The sequence below is a fragment of the Variovorax brevis genome (assembly GCF_030317105.1).
In the GTDB taxonomy this organism is placed as follows: Bacteria; Pseudomonadota; Gammaproteobacteria; order Burkholderiales; family Burkholderiaceae_C; genus Variovorax; species Variovorax brevis.
This window is the reverse complement of record NZ_JASZYG010000001.1, coordinates 635,686-649,316: the sequence shown is the minus strand read 5'-3', so window position 1 is coordinate 649,316 and position 13,631 is coordinate 635,686. Positions and strand designations below refer to the sequence as shown.

Below are 13,631 nucleotides of genomic sequence, written 5' to 3'. Positions count from 1 at the left end.
CTTGCAAAGGACATCACCATGACCAGCGCCGTCATCGTTTCCACCGCCCGCACACCGCTCGCCAAGAGCTGGAAGGGTTCCTTCAACATGACGCACGGCGCGACGCTGGGCGGTCACGCCGTGCAGCACGCGGTGGCGCGCGCCGGCATCGAAGGTGCCCAGGTCGACGACGTCATCATGGGCTGCGCGACGCCTGAAGGCGCCACCGGCTCCAACATCGCGCGCCAGATCGCGCTGCGCGCCGGCCTGCCGATCACCACGTCGGGCATGACCATCAACCGCTTCTGCTCCTCGGGCCTGCAGACCATCGCCACCGCTGCGCAACGCATCATCGCGGGCGAAGGCGACGTGTACGTGGCCGGCGGCGTCGAGAGCATCTCGTGCGTGCAGAACGAAGCCAACAAGCACATGCTGGCCGACCCGTGGCTCGTGAAGAACAAGCCCGAGATCTACTGGAACATGCTGCAAACGGCGGAGAACGTGGCCAAGCGCTACAACATCGGCCGCGACGCGATGGACGAATACGGCGCACGCAGCCAGCAACGTGCCACGGCCGCGCTGGAAGCGGGCAAGTTCAAGGACGAGATCGCACCGATCACCGTGACCATGGGCGTGGCTGACGCCGTGCTGGGCCTGCGCACCAAGGAAGTCACCGTCGAGAACGACGAAGGCATCCGCGCCGGCACGACCAAGGAAGGCATCAGCGGCATCCGCACGGCCATCCCCGGCGGCCTGATCTCGGCCGGCAATGCCAGCCAGTTTTCGGACGGCGGCGGCGCTTGCGTCGTGGTCGGCGAGAAGTTCGCGGAGCAGAAGGGCCTGAAGCCCCTGGGCCGTTTCCTGGGCTTTGCCGTCGCCGGCTGCGAGCCGGACGAAATGGGCATCGGCCCCGTCTACGCCATCCCGAAGGTGCTGGGCAAGCTGGGCCTCAAGGTCAGCGACATCGACCTGTGGGAACTGAACGAAGCCTTCGCCGTGCAGGTGATCTACTGCCGCGACAAGCTGGGCATTCCCGATGACCGCCTGAACGTGAACGGCGGCGCCATCGCCGTCGGCCACCCCTATGGCGTGAGCGGCCAGCGCCTGACAGGCCACGCCCTCATCGAAGGCAAGCGCCGCGGCGCGAAAAAGGTCGTCGTCACGATGTGCATCGGCGGCGGCATGGGCGCCGCAGGCGTCTTCGAAATCATTTGACCCACCCCCGTATCGGCTCACTTCGTGTAGCCGAGTACCCCCTCAAGGGGGCAACACCAGCGGCCCGGCAAAGCCGGTTCCGCGGTGTTTCCCGAATGAGGCAATTCGCGCGCTGGAGGTACTGAATGAAAGCGTCCACCGAATCGTCCAAAGCGACGCCGGAGGCCTTTCTCGCGATGGGACGTGAGGCATTGGCCTCGCAACCCTTCAGCGTGCTGCTCGGCGCCGAGCTGCACGCGCCTTCTCCGGGGCGCATCGAGCTGCATCTGCCCGTTGCCCCCAAGCTGCTGCAACAGCACGGCTTCGTGCATGGCGGGGTCATCAGCTACCTTGCCGACAACGCACTCACATTCGCTGGCGGCACCGCCATGCAAGTCCCGGTCGTCACGGCCGAATTCAAGATCAACTACACGCGACCGGCAACAGGCGAACGCCTGATCGCGCGGGCGCAGGCCGTGCACGTGGGTACGTCGCAATCGGTCTGCACCTGCGAGGTGTTCACGGTGACGGACGGCGTCGAGAAGCTTTGCGCGATTGCGCAGGGCACCATCGCGCGCCTGCCTTCGCCACCGCCGTCGCACGCTTCACAGGATGTTCCATGAGCCTTCTCCGTCCCACGCTCGATTTCTTGCTTTACGACTGGCTGCACGCCGACAAGCTCAACGAGCGCGAGCGCTTTGCCGACCATTCACGTGAGACCTTCGACGCCGTGCTCGACACCTGCGAACGCATCGCCCGCGAGAAGTACGCGCCGCACAACCGCACGGTCGACACACAGGAGCCGCATTTCGACGGTGAAAAGGTGATCCTGCCGCAGGCCACGCACGACGCGCACAAGGCCTTTGTCGAATCCGGAATGATGAGCGCCGCGCAGGACTACGAAATCGGCGGCATGCAGTTACCGTTCACCTTGCAGGCTGCGGCGAACAGTTTCTTTGCGATGGCGTCGGTGAGCATCGGCTCGAACATGCTCACGAGCGGCAACGCCAATCTGCTGATGGTGCATGGCACCGAAATGCAGAAGGAAGTCTTTGCGAAGAACGAGTTCTCGGGACGCTGGGCGGGCACGATGTGCTTGTCGGAGCCGCAGGCCGGCTCGTCGCTGAGCGACGTGGCAACGCGTGCGGTGCCGGATGGCGCGGACTTCCAGGACGATCCGCTCGGCCCGCGCTACCGCCTCACGGGCAACAAGATGTGGATCTCCTCGGGCGACCACGAGCTGACCGAGAACATCGTTCACATCGTGCTGGCGAAGATTCCGGATGAAAACGGCAAGTTGATTCCGGGTACGCGTGGCATCTCGCTGTTCATCGTGCCCAAGCGCATGGTCGACACGCAGGGCCAATTGACCGGCGAACGCAACGATGTCGCACTGGCGGGCCTGAATCACAAACTCGGCTGGCGCGGCACCACGAACACACTTCTGAACTTCGGCGAAGGCAAGTACCCCGTCGGCGGCAAGGCCGGCGCAGTCGGCTACCTCGTGGGCCAGCCCGGCAAGGGTCTGCATTGCATGTTCCACATGATGAACGAGGCGCGCATCAGCGTCGGCACGGCCGCGGTGATGCTCGGCATGGCCGGCTACTACGCCTCGCTGGAATACGCAAAGAGCCGTCCGCAGGGCCGCCCGGTCGGCCCGGAAGGCAAGGACGCCGCCAGGCCGCAGGTGCGCATCATCGAACACGCCGACGTGCGGCGCATGCTGCTCGCGCAGAAGTCGTACTGCGAAGGCTCGCTGGCCTTGTCGCTGTATTGCGCTCGGCTGGTCGACGAACAGAAGACGGGTTCCGCGCAGGCCGCCGACGACGCGCGCCTGCTGCTCGAAGTGCTCACGCCCATTGCCAAGAGCTGGCCCAGCGAGTGGTGCCTGGAAGCCAATTCGCTGGCGATCCAGATCCACGGCGGCTACGGCTACACACGCGACTTCCCGGTGGAGCAGTACTGGCGCGACAATCGCCTCAACATGATCCACGAAGGCACGCACGGGATTCAGGCAGCCGACCTGCTGGGCCGGAAAGTGCTCATGGAAAACGGCCGTGGCCTCGAACTGCTGATTGCGCGCATGAAGGAATCCATCGAAGCCGCGGCCGGCGTGCCGCAGGTGGCCGCGCATGCAAAGGCGCTGGGCGAAGCGCTCACCCGCGTGGTGTCCGCGACGCGCCAGGCCTGGTCCACCGGCAACCCGAAGGATGCGCTGATCAACGCCGTGCCCTACATGCAGGCCTTCGGCCACACCGTGCTGGCTTGGCTGTGGCTGGACGTGGCCACGCGTTCGATCGCGCTGGACGCGGCAGCTGCGCAGCCCGCGACGGTAGGGCGCCTGGGCGCGGCGTCCTACTTCTTCCATTACGAGCTGCCCAAAATCGGCGCCTGGCTCAACGTCGTCGAGAGCCGCGACCCGATTTGCGTGGCCATGCCAGAAGAGGCTTTCTGATGGCCGATGCCCCCGAAGAGCGCAATCCGCACGCAAGGCTCGAAGCCTGGACCTGGACCCTGATCTACGGCGGGCTGTTCGCGCTCGTGCTGGGCATTGCCACGGCACGCAACGACACGATGCTCGGCTGGATCATTGGCGTGCCGGGTGTCGTCATTGCGACCGTCGGTGCGGTGCTCATTTACGTACGATCCCGTCTGGACCCACCCAAGGACAAGAAATGATCAAGCACATCGTGATGTGGAAGCTCCTCAACGCGGCCGACGCGCCGCGCTTCAAGGCCGAACTCGACAGCTGCAAGGGCATCGTGCCCGGCATGCGCGAGTTCGAAACGGCCGTGCGCGCCGAAGGATTCGAGGCGAACCACGACGTGGTGCTGTATTCGGTGTTCGACGACAGGGCGTCGCTCGAGGCGTACCTCGTGCATCCGCACCACAAGCAGGTCGTTGCGACCCTGGGCACGTTGCGCGAATCCCGTAGCGTGCTCGACTACGAAATCTGATTCCCGGAGACACACATGACCCAACGAACCATCCAGCAACTGTTCGACCTCACGGGCAAGACGGCCCTCATCACCGGTGGCTCGCGCGGCCTGGGCCTGCAGATGGCCCACGCGCTGGGCGAGGCCGGCGCACGCATCATGCTGAGCTCGCGCAAGGCGGAAGACCTGGAGCAGGCAGCCGCCGAATTGCAGGCCGCCAACATCGACGCGCGCTGGATCGCCGCGGACTGCTCGAAGGAAGAAGACACCCGCCGCCTGGCCGACGAAACGCTCGAGCGCATGGGCGCGGTCGACATCCTGGTGAACAATGCCGGCGCGAGCTGGGGCGCACCCGCCGAAGACCATCCCGTGCCAGCCTGGGACAAGGTGATGAACCTCAACGTGCGCGGCTACTTCATCCTGGCGCAACAGGTCGCACGCGGCTACATGATCCCGAAGAAGTCGGGGCGCATCATCAACATCGCGTCCATCGCTGGCCTGAACGGCAACCCGCCCGAGATGCAGACCATTGCCTACAACACCTCCAAGACGGCCGTCATCGGCTTCACGCACACGCTGGCGGCCGAATGGGGCAAGTACAACATCAACGTCAACGCGATCTGCCCCGGCTTCTTCATGACGAAGATGGCGGCCGGCCTGATCAAGTCGATCGGTGAGGAAAAGATGGCTTCGCACGCGCCCCTCGGCCGCCTGGGCGACGACGAAGACCTGAAGGGCATCACGCTCCTCTACGCGAGCGACGCTGGCAAGCACATCACAGGCCAATGGATGGCGGTGGATGGCGGCGTGAGCGTCGTCACAGGCTCTTGAGCCTCTTTCGGCCCTGGCAAATCACATGTCCGACATCGAAACCCGCGCCTACACCAGCCGCATCCCGTTTGCGCGGCACCTCGGCTTCGAACTGACGAAGTTCGAAGGCGGGCAGTCGGAGATCCACTACACGGCCAAGCCGGAGCACCTCAACACTTTCGACGTGACGCACGGCGGCGCCTGCATGACGCTGCTGGACATCGCCATGGCCGCGGCGGCGCGCAGCGACACGCCGGAAGTGGGCGTCGTCACCATCGAGATGAAAACGAGCTTCATGCACCCCTCGGTCGGCCCGCTCGTCGCCAAGGGCCACCTGATGCACCGCACCACCACGCTCGCCTTCACCGAGGCGACGATCTACGACGAACAAGGCCGCGCCTGCGCCCATTCGACGGGCACTTTCAAGTACGTGCGCAAGCGCCTGCCCGTCGGGCCGGGCAGTGCGAACGAACAGCGCCCACCGTCCACCGACTGAGCCGCGCTTTTCGCGGCGAGCGCACGGCGCAAGCGCTGCGCGTATTCAACTGACTTCACCGGATCAAGGAGACACATCCATGCCAGCCAACAAGCAACAGTTGCTCGACAACCGCCCCGAAGGCGAAGCCGTTGCCAGCAATTTCAAGCTCGTCACCTCGCAGACGCGCGAGCTCAAGGACAACGAAGTCCTGGTGCGCCATCACTACCTGAGCCTGGACCCCTACATGCGCGGACGCATGAACGAGTCCAAGAGCTACGCGCAGCCGCAGCCGCTGGGGCAGGTGATGCAGGGCGGCACGGTCGGCGAGGTCGTCGAGAGCAAAAACCCGAAATACGCCGTCGGCGACAAGGTCGTCGGCTTTGGCGGCTGGCAGGAATACAGCGTGGTCGACGCTTCGCAGCCCGGTGCGCTGCGCAAGGTCGACACCACGCATGTGCCGCTGTCGCACTACCTCGGTGCGGTCGGCATGCCGGGCGTCACGGCCTGGTACGGCCTGGTGAAGATCATCAACCCGAAGGCGGGCGACACGATCGTCGTCTCGGCTGCCAGCGGCGCTGTCGGCAGCGCGTTTGCGGCGCTGGGCAAGGCGCGCGGCTGCCGCGTGGTCGGCATCGCGGGCGGTCCGGACAAGTGCAAGTACGCGGTGGAAGAACTGGGCTTCGACGTGTGCATCGACTACCGCGAGCACGCCGACACCAAGAGCATGAGCCAAGCGCTCAAGGAAGCCTGCCCGAAGGGCATCGACGGCTATTTCGAGAACGTTGGCGGCTACATCTTCGACGCGGTGCTGCTGCGCACCAACGCGTTCGCGCGCGTCGCCCTGTGCGGAATGATCGCGGGCTACGACGGCGCACCACTGCCGCTGGCCAACCCCTCGCTCATCCTCATCAATCGCCTCAAGCTCGAAGGCTTCATCGTCAGCGAGCACATGGAAGTGTGGCCCGAGGCGCTGAAGGAACTGGGCACGCTGGTCGCCACCGGCAAGCTCAAGCCGCGCGAGTCGATTGCGCAGGGCATCGAGTCGGCGCCCGAAGCCTTCCTCGGCTTGCTCAAGGGCAAGAACTTCGGCAAGCAACTGGTCAAGCTGATCTGATGAAGCTCGCCCCCAGGCTGCACGCACTTCGTGTCGCTTCGGGATTGGCGGCTATCCCGGAGCATTGACTGAACTTCCTTTAGCAGAGAGACAACACCATGGCCGAGCTGATCCTTCATCACTATCCGACCTCTCCCTTCGCGGAGAAGGCGCGCACCATCCTGGGCTTCAAGAAGCTCGCGTGGAAGTCGGTCATCATCCCGCCGATCCTGCCCAAGCCGGACGTGGTGGCGCTCACGGGCGGCTACCGCAAGACGCCTGTCCTGCAGATCGGCGCCGACATCTATTGCGACACCGCGCTCATCTGCGACGTGCTGGAACACCTCGCACCCGATCCGGCCTTGTATCCGAAGCAGGACAAGGGACTGGCCCGGACGGTGGCGCAGTGGGGTGACACGACGCTGTTCTGGACCTCGATGGGCTTCAACTTCCAGCCCAAGGGCGCGGGCGACATGTTCGGCAAGGCACCACCGGAAGTCGGCAAGGCTTTTGCCGAAGACCGCAAGGCGATGAGCTTCAACATGACGCGCATCCGCCCGACGGACGCCGCTGCGGCCTACAAGTCCTACCTGCGCCGCATCTCCGACATGCTCGACGGGCAAGACTTCGTGCTCGGCAACGTGCCCACCGTGGCGGACTTCGCGCTGTATCACCCGCTGTGGTTCACGCGCGTGCGCACGCCCTCGGTGTCGGACGTCCTGCAGCACACGCCCGCGGTTGTCGCATGGATGGACCGCATGGCCGCCATCGGCCACGGCCAGATGGAGAAGTTCGATTCGGCTGGCGCCATTGCCGTGGCCGCGGCGTCGACGCCCCACACGCTGCTCACCGACAGCACCTTCCAGGACGACCATGGCATTCCGCTGGGCACGCGCGTCGCGATTTCCGCCGAGAGCTTCGGCCCCGAACCGACGGAAGGCGATCTCGTCGCCGCCACGCGCACCCATTTCACCCTGAGCCGCACCGACCCGCGCGCCGGCACGGTGCACGTTCATTTCCCCCGCATTGGCTACGTACTCAAGAAAGTAGAGACCGCATGATTCAGGATTTCAAGGGCAAGACGGCTGTATTGACGGGCGCCGGTTCGGGCTTCGGCCTCGAATGCGCGCGCATCGGCGCTGCGCGCGGCATGAACCTCGTGCTCGTCGACGTGCAGCAGGACGCGCTCGACAAGGCGCAGGCCGAGATGGAAGCCGCCGGCGCACAGGTGCTGGCACGCAAGGTCGACGTGTCCAGCGCCGTGCAGATGGAAAGCCTGGCGCAGGCCGTCAAGGAACGCTTCGGCGCGCCGCATTTCGTGTTCAACAACGCCGGCGTCGGCGCGGGTGGCCTGGTCTGGGAAAACACCGTCGCCGATTGGGACTGGGTGCTGGGTGTGGACCTGTGGGGCGTGATCCACGGCGTGCGCCTGTTCACGCCGATGATGCTGGAAGCCGCCGCAAAAGACCCGGGCTACCGCGGCCACATCACCAATACCGCCAGCATGGCCGGCCTGCTCACACCGCCGAACATGGGCATCTACAACGCCGCCAAGGCCGCGGTCGTGAGCCTGACGGAGACGATGTACCAGGACTTGCGACTGGTCACGGACCAGATCGGCGCGAGCCTGCTGTGCCCGTATTTCGTGCCGACTGGCATCGCGGCGAGCGACCGCAACCGTCCGGGCGAACTGTCCGCCAACAAGCCGACCAAGAGCCAGATCATCGGCCGGGCAATGAGCGAGAAGGCCGTGAGCAGCGGCAAGGTGTCCGCCGCCGACGTCGCGCAAAAGGTGTTCGACGCGATCTCGGCCGACCAGTTCTACGTCTACAGCCATCCCAAGGCGCTGGGCAATGTGCAGTCGCGCATGGAAGGCATCGTGTCGGGTGCGAACCCGGCGGACCCTTTCCTCGAGCGCCCCGAAATCGGCATCCAGCTGAAAGCCGCCCTGCGCGCGGCGGATTGACTCCCTCTCCCTCCGGGAGAGGGCAGGGGTGAGGGCACCGGGCGGTAGACAAGCTGCATTGCATCCATCGCCCATGCCCCTCACCCCAACCCTCTCCCCGGAGGGGCGAGGGAGAAACACCCGAGCAAGAATGTTGGCTTGTTGCTCCCTCCTCCGGAGGGGCGAGGGAGCCAAGGCGCGCTCCTGAAGATCCCCGCGGAATCGGCATCCGCTGACGGGCCCGCAACACAGGAATCGGTTACCTTCCCGGAATATGCAGGAAGTCCCCGAAGCCATCGTCTGCGAAGGATGCGACGCGGTGTACCACCGTGCGCCTCTGGGCCGCCGTCAGGTGGCCACGTGCCCGCGCTGCGGCACGGAACTCGAACGGGCCTGGGGCCGGCTCCATGAGCGCATCCTGCCGCTCACGGCGGCTTGCCTGATCCTCTTCGTCATCGCCAATGCCTTTCCGATCGTCGAGATCGAACTGCAAGGACTGAGCAACGAGACCACGCTGGTAGGCGCCGTGGTGGCCCTGAGCACGGGCGGGCTGTCGGAAGTGGCAATGCTGGTGCTCGCCACGACGCTGCTTTTTCCCTTCTTCCAGCTCTGCATTCTTTTCTACCTGCTGGTTCCCGTGCGCTCCGGCGGCCCGCGGCCGGGGTTCAACATCCTGGTGCGCGCCATGCAGGCGCTGCAGCCCTGGGGAATGATCGAGGTCTTCCTGCTGGGCGTGCTGGTGGCCATCGTCAAGCTCTCCAGCATGGCGCAGGTGATTCCGGGGCCGGCGCTGTGGGCCTTCGTGGGGCTCACGGTGTTGCTGACGGCGGTGCTGGCTTTCAATCCCCGGGCCTTCTGGACGGTGATGTTCAGCCCGAAGCCGGATGCAGGGCCATGACGCAACAGGCACCGCCCCGCACGGCCCAACAGATGGGCCTGATGGCCTGCCATCACTGCGGCACCGCCTGGCGCGGAGCGGAAGATGGAGAGCCGTGCGGGCGCTGCGGCACGAAGCTGCACCGCCGCAAGCCCCACAGCCTGAGCCGCACCTGGGCCTTGCTGATTGCGGCGGCCATCATGTACGTGCCGGCGAACATGCTGCCGGTGATGATCACGCGCTCGCTTTTCGGGGCGCAGTACGACACCATCCTCAGTGGCGTCATCTACTTCTGGGTGTCGGGCGCGTACGGGCTGGCGGCCATCATCTTCATTGCGAGCTTCCTGGTGCCGCTGTTCAAGCTGGCCGCGCTCATGGTGCTCGCGCTGGGCGCGCAGCGGCACAGTGCATGGGGTCGGCCGGAGCGGGCCAGGCTCTACCGCATCATCGAGGTGATCGGACGCTGGTCGATGCTCGACGTGTTCGTGGTGTCGCTCCTGGCCGGGTTGGTGCGCATCCAGGGTTTTGCAGAGATCACGGCCGGCTTTGGCATCGCAGCCTTTGCAGCGGTCGTGGTGTTGACGATGCTGGCGTCCCTGAGTTTTGATCCTCGCCTGACGTGGGACGACGAATCCGTGCCGGCCCCATCGACCGACAATTCAACAACAAGGATCCGGAACACCGCATGAGCAGTCACAGGCCCGACCGCAGCCACAAGGTTCTTCCGCCATGACCGACGAACAGTCTGCGTCCGCTCCGGACACCGAACTGCCCCGGCCCGTCGTCGCCAAGCGCCGCGACTGGATGCCTTCGCTCATCTGGCTCATTCCCGTGGTGGCGGCGCTGGTCGGGTTCTGGCTGGTGGCAAAGATCCTGCTCAATCGCGGGCCGGAAATCGACATCACCTTTCTCAGCGCCGAGGGGCTGGAGGCGGGCAAGACTGCCGTCAAGTACAAGGAGGTGCAGATCGGCACCGTGCAGACCATCCGGCTGGCGCGCGACCGCTCGCACGTCAACGTGACGGTGCAGCTCAAGAAGGAAGCCGACTCCTTCACCGCCAAAGACACGCGCTACTGGGTGGTGCGGCCCCGGCTGGACACCTCCGGCATTTCGGGTCTGGGCACCTTGCTTTCGGGCGCGTACATCGGCGCGGACGCCGGCAGCGCGGAAGAGACGGCCAGCGAGTTCAAAGGGCTGGAGGTGCCGCCCATCATCACGCGCGATGCGCCGGGGCGGCAGTTCACGCTGCACGCCCGGGACGCGGGGTCGGTCGACATCGGCTCGCCCGTGTTTTTCCGGCGCATCAAGGTGGGGCAGGTGGCGTCGTACCAGCTCGACCCCGACGGCCGCGGCGTGACGCTTCGGGTGTTCATCAACACGCCCTACGACCAGTACGTGGGCGTCAATACGCGCTTCTGGCACGCCAGCGGCATCGACGTGCAGCTGAGCGCCAGCGGCCTGACCCTGCGCACGCAGGCGCTGGCCACCATCGTGCTCGGCGGCATTGCCTTCCAGGCGCCGGATGACAACTTGGGCGAGCTCGCGGGCGAAGGCGCGGCTTTTGCGCTGGCCAATGACGAGGCCTCCGCGATGCGCGAGCCCGACGGTGAATCCCGGCACATGCTGATGTACTTCAACCAGTCGCTGCGCGGCCTGACGCCGGGGGCGCCGGTGGACTTTCGGGGCATCGTGATCGGCGAGGTGAAATCCATCGGCGTGGAGTTCGACCGCAACGAGCGCGAATTCCGCATGCCGGTGTTCGTGGAGATCTATCCGGAGCGCCTGCGCCGCCGCGCCTACGAGACGACCAACCAGGGCAACTGGACGCCCGACCAGCGCTTTCGCTTTCTCATCGGCAAGGGCCTGCGCGCACAACTGCGCATGGGCAACCTGCTGACCGGGCAGGTGTACGTGGCGCTCGACTTCTTCCCCAAGGCGCCGGCCGTCAAGGTCGATGTCGAAAGAAACCCGATCGAGCTGCCCACCATGCCCAACAGCCTGGACGACCTGCAGGCGCAGATCCAGGACATTGCGAGCAAGCTCAACAAGGTGCCGATCGAGCAGATCGGCAACGACGCACGCACCGCACTGGTTTCACTCGACAAGACCCTGAAGAGCGTCGAAGTGCTGGCCGCGCAGTTGAACAAGGACGTCACGCCCGAGATGACCGCGGCCATGAAGGACGTGCGCAAGACGCTCAACTCGGCGGACCGCACGCTGGCCAACGACTCGCCGCTCCAGCAGGACCTGCGCCAGACACTTCAGGAACTCACGCGCTCGGCCGCCTCGCTGCGCACGCTCACCGACTACCTGGAACGGCACCCCGAGTCGCTGCTGCGCGGCAAGCCGGAGGACAAGAAATGAAGATCGCCTGTCGTCGTCAAGGGCTGGCCCGCAGGGTTCTGGCTGCCGTGCCCGCACTCGTGCTCATGGCCGGCTGCGCGGGCACGCCGACGCGCTACTACACGCTGGCCGAGCCATCGCGCGATGTGACTTCCGCGCCCGCCACCGCTACGGCAGCGCGGGCTTCTTCCGGCGAGCGGATCTACTTCGAGGTGTCGCCCATCGCCATGCCCGAGCGCTTTGCCAGACCGCAAATGGTGGTGCGCCGCCAGAACGAGCCCGATGCGCAGGTCGAGATCCTGGAGCAGTCGCGCTGGTCGTCGTCCTTCGAGAGCGAGTTGCGGGATGCGCTGGCCGCTGGCATTGCGAGCCGGCTGTCGGCGGTGGACGTCACCAAGAGCGGACAATCGCGCGGCCAGCCCGTGTACCGGGTCGTCGTGCAGATGGGGCAGTTCGATGCGGTGGAGGGCGGCAAGCTGGATGGAGCATTCAGCTGGACGCTTCGCCGCACGGATGAAGAGCCACTGGTGACCTGCAACCTGAGGGTTTCAGAGGCGCTGTCGGGCGGGCTCGAAGGCGTGGCGCAGGGCGCGCGGCGCGTGACGGGGCGGCTGGCCGACGGGATTGCCGGGAGCGTGGCGTCGATGGCGGGGCGGCATGGCGCGCGCTGCCCGGTCGAAGGGTAGCGCTCAGCCTTTCAGCTGATTCGTTCCCGCGAAGGCATTGCGCCGGCGCGCCCGGCGCGATACCGATCCCCTCAGTTCTTCAGGCGTGAACCTGCGCACCTTCGGCAAAATGCTGCCGCGGGCCGGCGGGCGCCAGCGAGTCGCAGCGGCACACCTCGGGAATCGACAGTTCCCGGCCGATCGAGATGCGCGCGAAGAAATAGTTGTCCCGGGCGCGCTCGCTGAGCAGATCGATGTCCACGTGGCCTTCGACATCGCACGGAAATGCGTAGGCGCGGCCTTCCCTGAACAGCGATCGAAAGCGCAACTGGTATTGCGATGACGACGACGACTCGCCACTCGATGGCATCGGACGGCTTGTCGGTGAACAGCTTTGCGTGACTTGCATGGCAACCTCCTTTGGCTGTGCCGTTTTGCCTTCGCTGGATGGCTCTTGTCGTGTGGTCTTCGGGGCCAACATCAACGGGGCGTATGGGAACAATAGGGCAAGCTAAGACACTTGCGTATCGTCAAAAGGGATGATCCATGCTTCTGGACTACGCCGCCCCGAAGGGGGTAGACCGATGCACATAGCCGGCGTACGTCGACTTGAACGCGCGCTTGCTGTGTGCGTGGCAGGGTGTGGCGCTGTGCGCCCCAGTTCACTTGCCCGGCGTGCCCGCGGGAAATCGCGAGACGAAGTAGGCAAGGGTGTCCAGATCCTCGACCGGGATCTGCGAGACGGCACCCGCCATGGCCATCGTGTAGCCGGGCCGCTTGCCGCTCTTGAACTCGCGCAGCGTCGTCTGGAGGTAGTCCTCCCGCTGCAGCGCGATGCGCGGAACCTGCTGTCCGCCGCTCAGGTCGGCGCCATGGCAGAACAGGCACTTGTGTTCCTGCGCCAGTGCCTGGCCTTTGGTCATGCGGGCCGCATCGTTGGGCGTGGCCGGTGGCGCGGGCGGAACCGGCGGCAGCGTCGCGATGAAGTCCGCGAAGCCGCGCATCTCGTCGTCCTTCATGCCCTTGGCGATGGCTGTCATCGCCGGGTTGTCGCGCCGGCCTTCGCGGAACAGGAAGAGCTGCGTGATGGCATAGAAGGAATGCTGGCCGGCCAGCGCCGGCGTGCCCGGCATGGCGTCATTGCGGCCGTTGGCGCCGTGGCAGGCCGCGCACACCTGTGCGAAGCGCTGCGCGTAGGGCACCGTTGCCGGCGCGGCGGCAGGCGCCGCAGCCGGTGGCTTGGCCTTGCTGGCCGGCTGCTGCTGCGCGCTGGCCAGCGGGGCGAGCCCGACAAGCGCGGCCGCCATGGCC

16 protein-coding genes are annotated in these 13,631 nt (G+C 65.8%); 14 read left to right on the top strand and 2 right to left on the bottom strand.

The window, feature by feature from the left end:
* Positions 1 to 18: 18 nt before the first annotated feature.
* The 14 genes from QTI66_RS02760 (at position 19) to QTI66_RS02695 (ending at position 12,341) form a co-directional block, all read left to right on the top strand.
* Complete coding sequence (locus QTI66_RS02760) at positions 19 to 1,194, top strand: acetyl-CoA C-acyltransferase (protein ID WP_286557356.1); 1,176 nt, start codon at positions 19 to 21, stop codon at positions 1,192 to 1,194.
* Between the two features lie 125 nt (positions 1,195 to 1,319).
* Positions 1,320 to 1,796: a PaaI family thioesterase gene (locus tag QTI66_RS02755; RefSeq protein WP_286557355.1), complete on the top strand. Its 477-nt coding sequence runs from the start codon at positions 1,320 to 1,322 to the stop codon at positions 1,794 to 1,796.
* A complete protein-coding gene (locus QTI66_RS02750; protein WP_286557353.1) occupies positions 1,793 to 3,628 on the top strand; it encodes an acyl-CoA dehydrogenase in 1,836 nt (611 codons plus the stop codon). Before QTI66_RS02755 ends, QTI66_RS02750 begins: the two co-directional genes overlap by 4 nt.
* Entirely contained in the window at positions 3,628 to 3,852 is a 225-nt protein-coding gene (locus QTI66_RS02745) for a hypothetical protein (RefSeq protein ID WP_286557351.1), read from the top strand. The genes QTI66_RS02750 and QTI66_RS02745 overlap by 1 nt, the downstream gene beginning before the upstream one ends.
* Positions 3,849 to 4,130 (top strand): Dabb family protein, encoded by a 282-nt coding sequence (locus QTI66_RS02740; protein WP_286557349.1) that lies wholly within the window; start codon positions 3,849 to 3,851, stop codon positions 4,128 to 4,130. Before QTI66_RS02745 ends, QTI66_RS02740 begins: the two co-directional genes overlap by 4 nt.
* Before the next feature lie 15 nt (positions 4,131 to 4,145).
* Positions 4,146 to 4,940: an SDR family oxidoreductase gene (locus QTI66_RS02735; RefSeq protein ID WP_286557347.1), complete on the top strand. Its 795-nt coding sequence runs from the start codon at positions 4,146 to 4,148 to the stop codon at positions 4,938 to 4,940.
* A 25-nt stretch (positions 4,941 to 4,965) separates the two neighbouring features.
* Positions 4,966 to 5,415 carry a PaaI family thioesterase gene (locus QTI66_RS02730; RefSeq protein ID WP_286557346.1) on the top strand — a complete coding sequence of 150 codons (450 nt, stop codon included), beginning with the start codon at positions 4,966 to 4,968 and terminating at the stop codon, positions 5,413 to 5,415.
* Between the two features lie 79 nt (positions 5,416 to 5,494).
* Positions 5,495 to 6,511, top strand: coding sequence for an NADP-dependent oxidoreductase (locus QTI66_RS02725; RefSeq protein ID WP_286557344.1), 1,017 nt, complete (start codon positions 5,495 to 5,497; stop codon positions 6,509 to 6,511).
* Positions 6,512 to 6,609: 98 nt separating this feature from the next.
* Positions 6,610 to 7,551 (top strand): glutathione S-transferase family protein, encoded by a 942-nt coding sequence (locus tag QTI66_RS02720; protein ID WP_286557342.1) that lies wholly within the window; start codon positions 6,610 to 6,612, stop codon positions 7,549 to 7,551.
* Positions 7,548 to 8,456, top strand: coding sequence for an SDR family oxidoreductase (locus QTI66_RS02715; RefSeq protein WP_286557340.1), 909 nt, complete (start codon positions 7,548 to 7,550; stop codon positions 8,454 to 8,456). Before QTI66_RS02720 ends, QTI66_RS02715 begins: the two co-directional genes overlap by 4 nt.
* Positions 8,457 to 8,709: 253 nt before the next feature.
* The gene (locus QTI66_RS02710; protein ID WP_286557339.1) at positions 8,710 to 9,333 is read left to right on the top strand and encodes a paraquat-inducible protein A; all 624 of its coding nucleotides are present in this window, start codon (positions 8,710 to 8,712) and stop codon (positions 9,331 to 9,333) included.
* A complete protein-coding gene (locus QTI66_RS02705; RefSeq protein WP_286557338.1) occupies positions 9,330 to 10,001 on the top strand; it encodes a paraquat-inducible protein A in 672 nt (223 codons plus the stop codon). The genes QTI66_RS02710 and QTI66_RS02705 overlap by 4 nt, the downstream gene beginning before the upstream one ends.
* Positions 10,002 to 10,041: 40 nt before the next feature.
* On the top strand, positions 10,042 to 11,676 hold the full coding sequence (locus QTI66_RS02700; RefSeq protein ID WP_286557337.1) for a PqiB family protein: 1,635 nt from the start codon (positions 10,042 to 10,044) through the stop codon (positions 11,674 to 11,676).
* Positions 11,673 to 12,341, top strand: coding sequence for a PqiC family protein (locus QTI66_RS02695; protein ID WP_286557335.1), 669 nt, complete (start codon positions 11,673 to 11,675; stop codon positions 12,339 to 12,341). Before QTI66_RS02700 ends, QTI66_RS02695 begins: the two co-directional genes overlap by 4 nt.
* A gap of 79 nt (positions 12,342 to 12,420) precedes the next feature.
* On the opposite strand, the gene QTI66_RS02690 is transcribed toward QTI66_RS02695, so the two are convergent.
* Positions 12,421 to 12,729: a hypothetical protein gene (locus tag QTI66_RS02690; RefSeq protein ID WP_353506179.1), complete on the bottom strand. Its 309-nt coding sequence runs from the start codon at positions 12,727 to 12,729 to the stop codon at positions 12,421 to 12,423.
* Between the two features lie 253 nt (positions 12,730 to 12,982).
* On the bottom strand, positions 12,983 to 13,627 hold the full coding sequence (locus tag QTI66_RS02685; protein ID WP_286557334.1) for a c-type cytochrome: 645 nt from the start codon (positions 13,625 to 13,627) through the stop codon (positions 12,983 to 12,985).
* Positions 13,628 to 13,631: the final 4 nt, after the last annotated feature.

Bases quoted from the DNA above. Each gene is read 5' to 3' on its own strand.
- QTI66_RS02735 (WP_286557347.1), top strand. From the start codon at position 4,146: ATGACCCAACGAACCATCCAGCAACTGTTCGACCTCACGGGCAAGACG.
- QTI66_RS02745 (WP_286557351.1), top strand. From the start codon at position 3,628: ATGGCCGATGCCCCCGAAGAGCGCAATCCGCACGCAAGGCTCGAAGCC.
- QTI66_RS02725 (WP_286557344.1), top strand. From the start codon at position 5,495: ATGCCAGCCAACAAGCAACAGTTGCTCGACAACCGCCCCGAAGGCGAA.
- QTI66_RS02730 (WP_286557346.1), top strand. From the start codon at position 4,966: ATGTCCGACATCGAAACCCGCGCCTACACCAGCCGCATCCCGTTTGCG.
- QTI66_RS02710 (WP_286557339.1), top strand. From the start codon at position 8,710: ATGCAGGAAGTCCCCGAAGCCATCGTCTGCGAAGGATGCGACGCGGTG.
- QTI66_RS02715 (WP_286557340.1), top strand. From the start codon at position 7,548: ATGATTCAGGATTTCAAGGGCAAGACGGCTGTATTGACGGGCGCCGGT.
- QTI66_RS02750 (WP_286557353.1), top strand. From the start codon at position 1,793: ATGAGCCTTCTCCGTCCCACGCTCGATTTCTTGCTTTACGACTGGCTG.
- QTI66_RS02690 (WP_353506179.1), bottom strand. From the start codon at position 12,729: ATGCAAGTCACGCAAAGCTGTTCACCGACAAGCCGTCCGATGCCATCG.
- QTI66_RS02755 (WP_286557355.1), top strand. From the start codon at position 1,320: ATGAAAGCGTCCACCGAATCGTCCAAAGCGACGCCGGAGGCCTTTCTC.
- QTI66_RS02695 (WP_286557335.1), top strand. From the start codon at position 11,673: ATGAAGATCGCCTGTCGTCGTCAAGGGCTGGCCCGCAGGGTTCTGGCT.
- QTI66_RS02740 (WP_286557349.1), top strand. From the start codon at position 3,849: ATGATCAAGCACATCGTGATGTGGAAGCTCCTCAACGCGGCCGACGCG.
- QTI66_RS02760 (WP_286557356.1), top strand. From the start codon at position 19: ATGACCAGCGCCGTCATCGTTTCCACCGCCCGCACACCGCTCGCCAAG.
- QTI66_RS02700 (WP_286557337.1), top strand. From the start codon at position 10,042: ATGACCGACGAACAGTCTGCGTCCGCTCCGGACACCGAACTGCCCCGG.
- QTI66_RS02705 (WP_286557338.1), top strand. From the start codon at position 9,330: ATGACGCAACAGGCACCGCCCCGCACGGCCCAACAGATGGGCCTGATG.
- QTI66_RS02685 (WP_286557334.1), bottom strand. From the start codon at position 13,627: ATGGCGGCCGCGCTTGTCGGGCTCGCCCCGCTGGCCAGCGCGCAGCAG.
- QTI66_RS02720 (WP_286557342.1), top strand. From the start codon at position 6,610: ATGGCCGAGCTGATCCTTCATCACTATCCGACCTCTCCCTTCGCGGAG.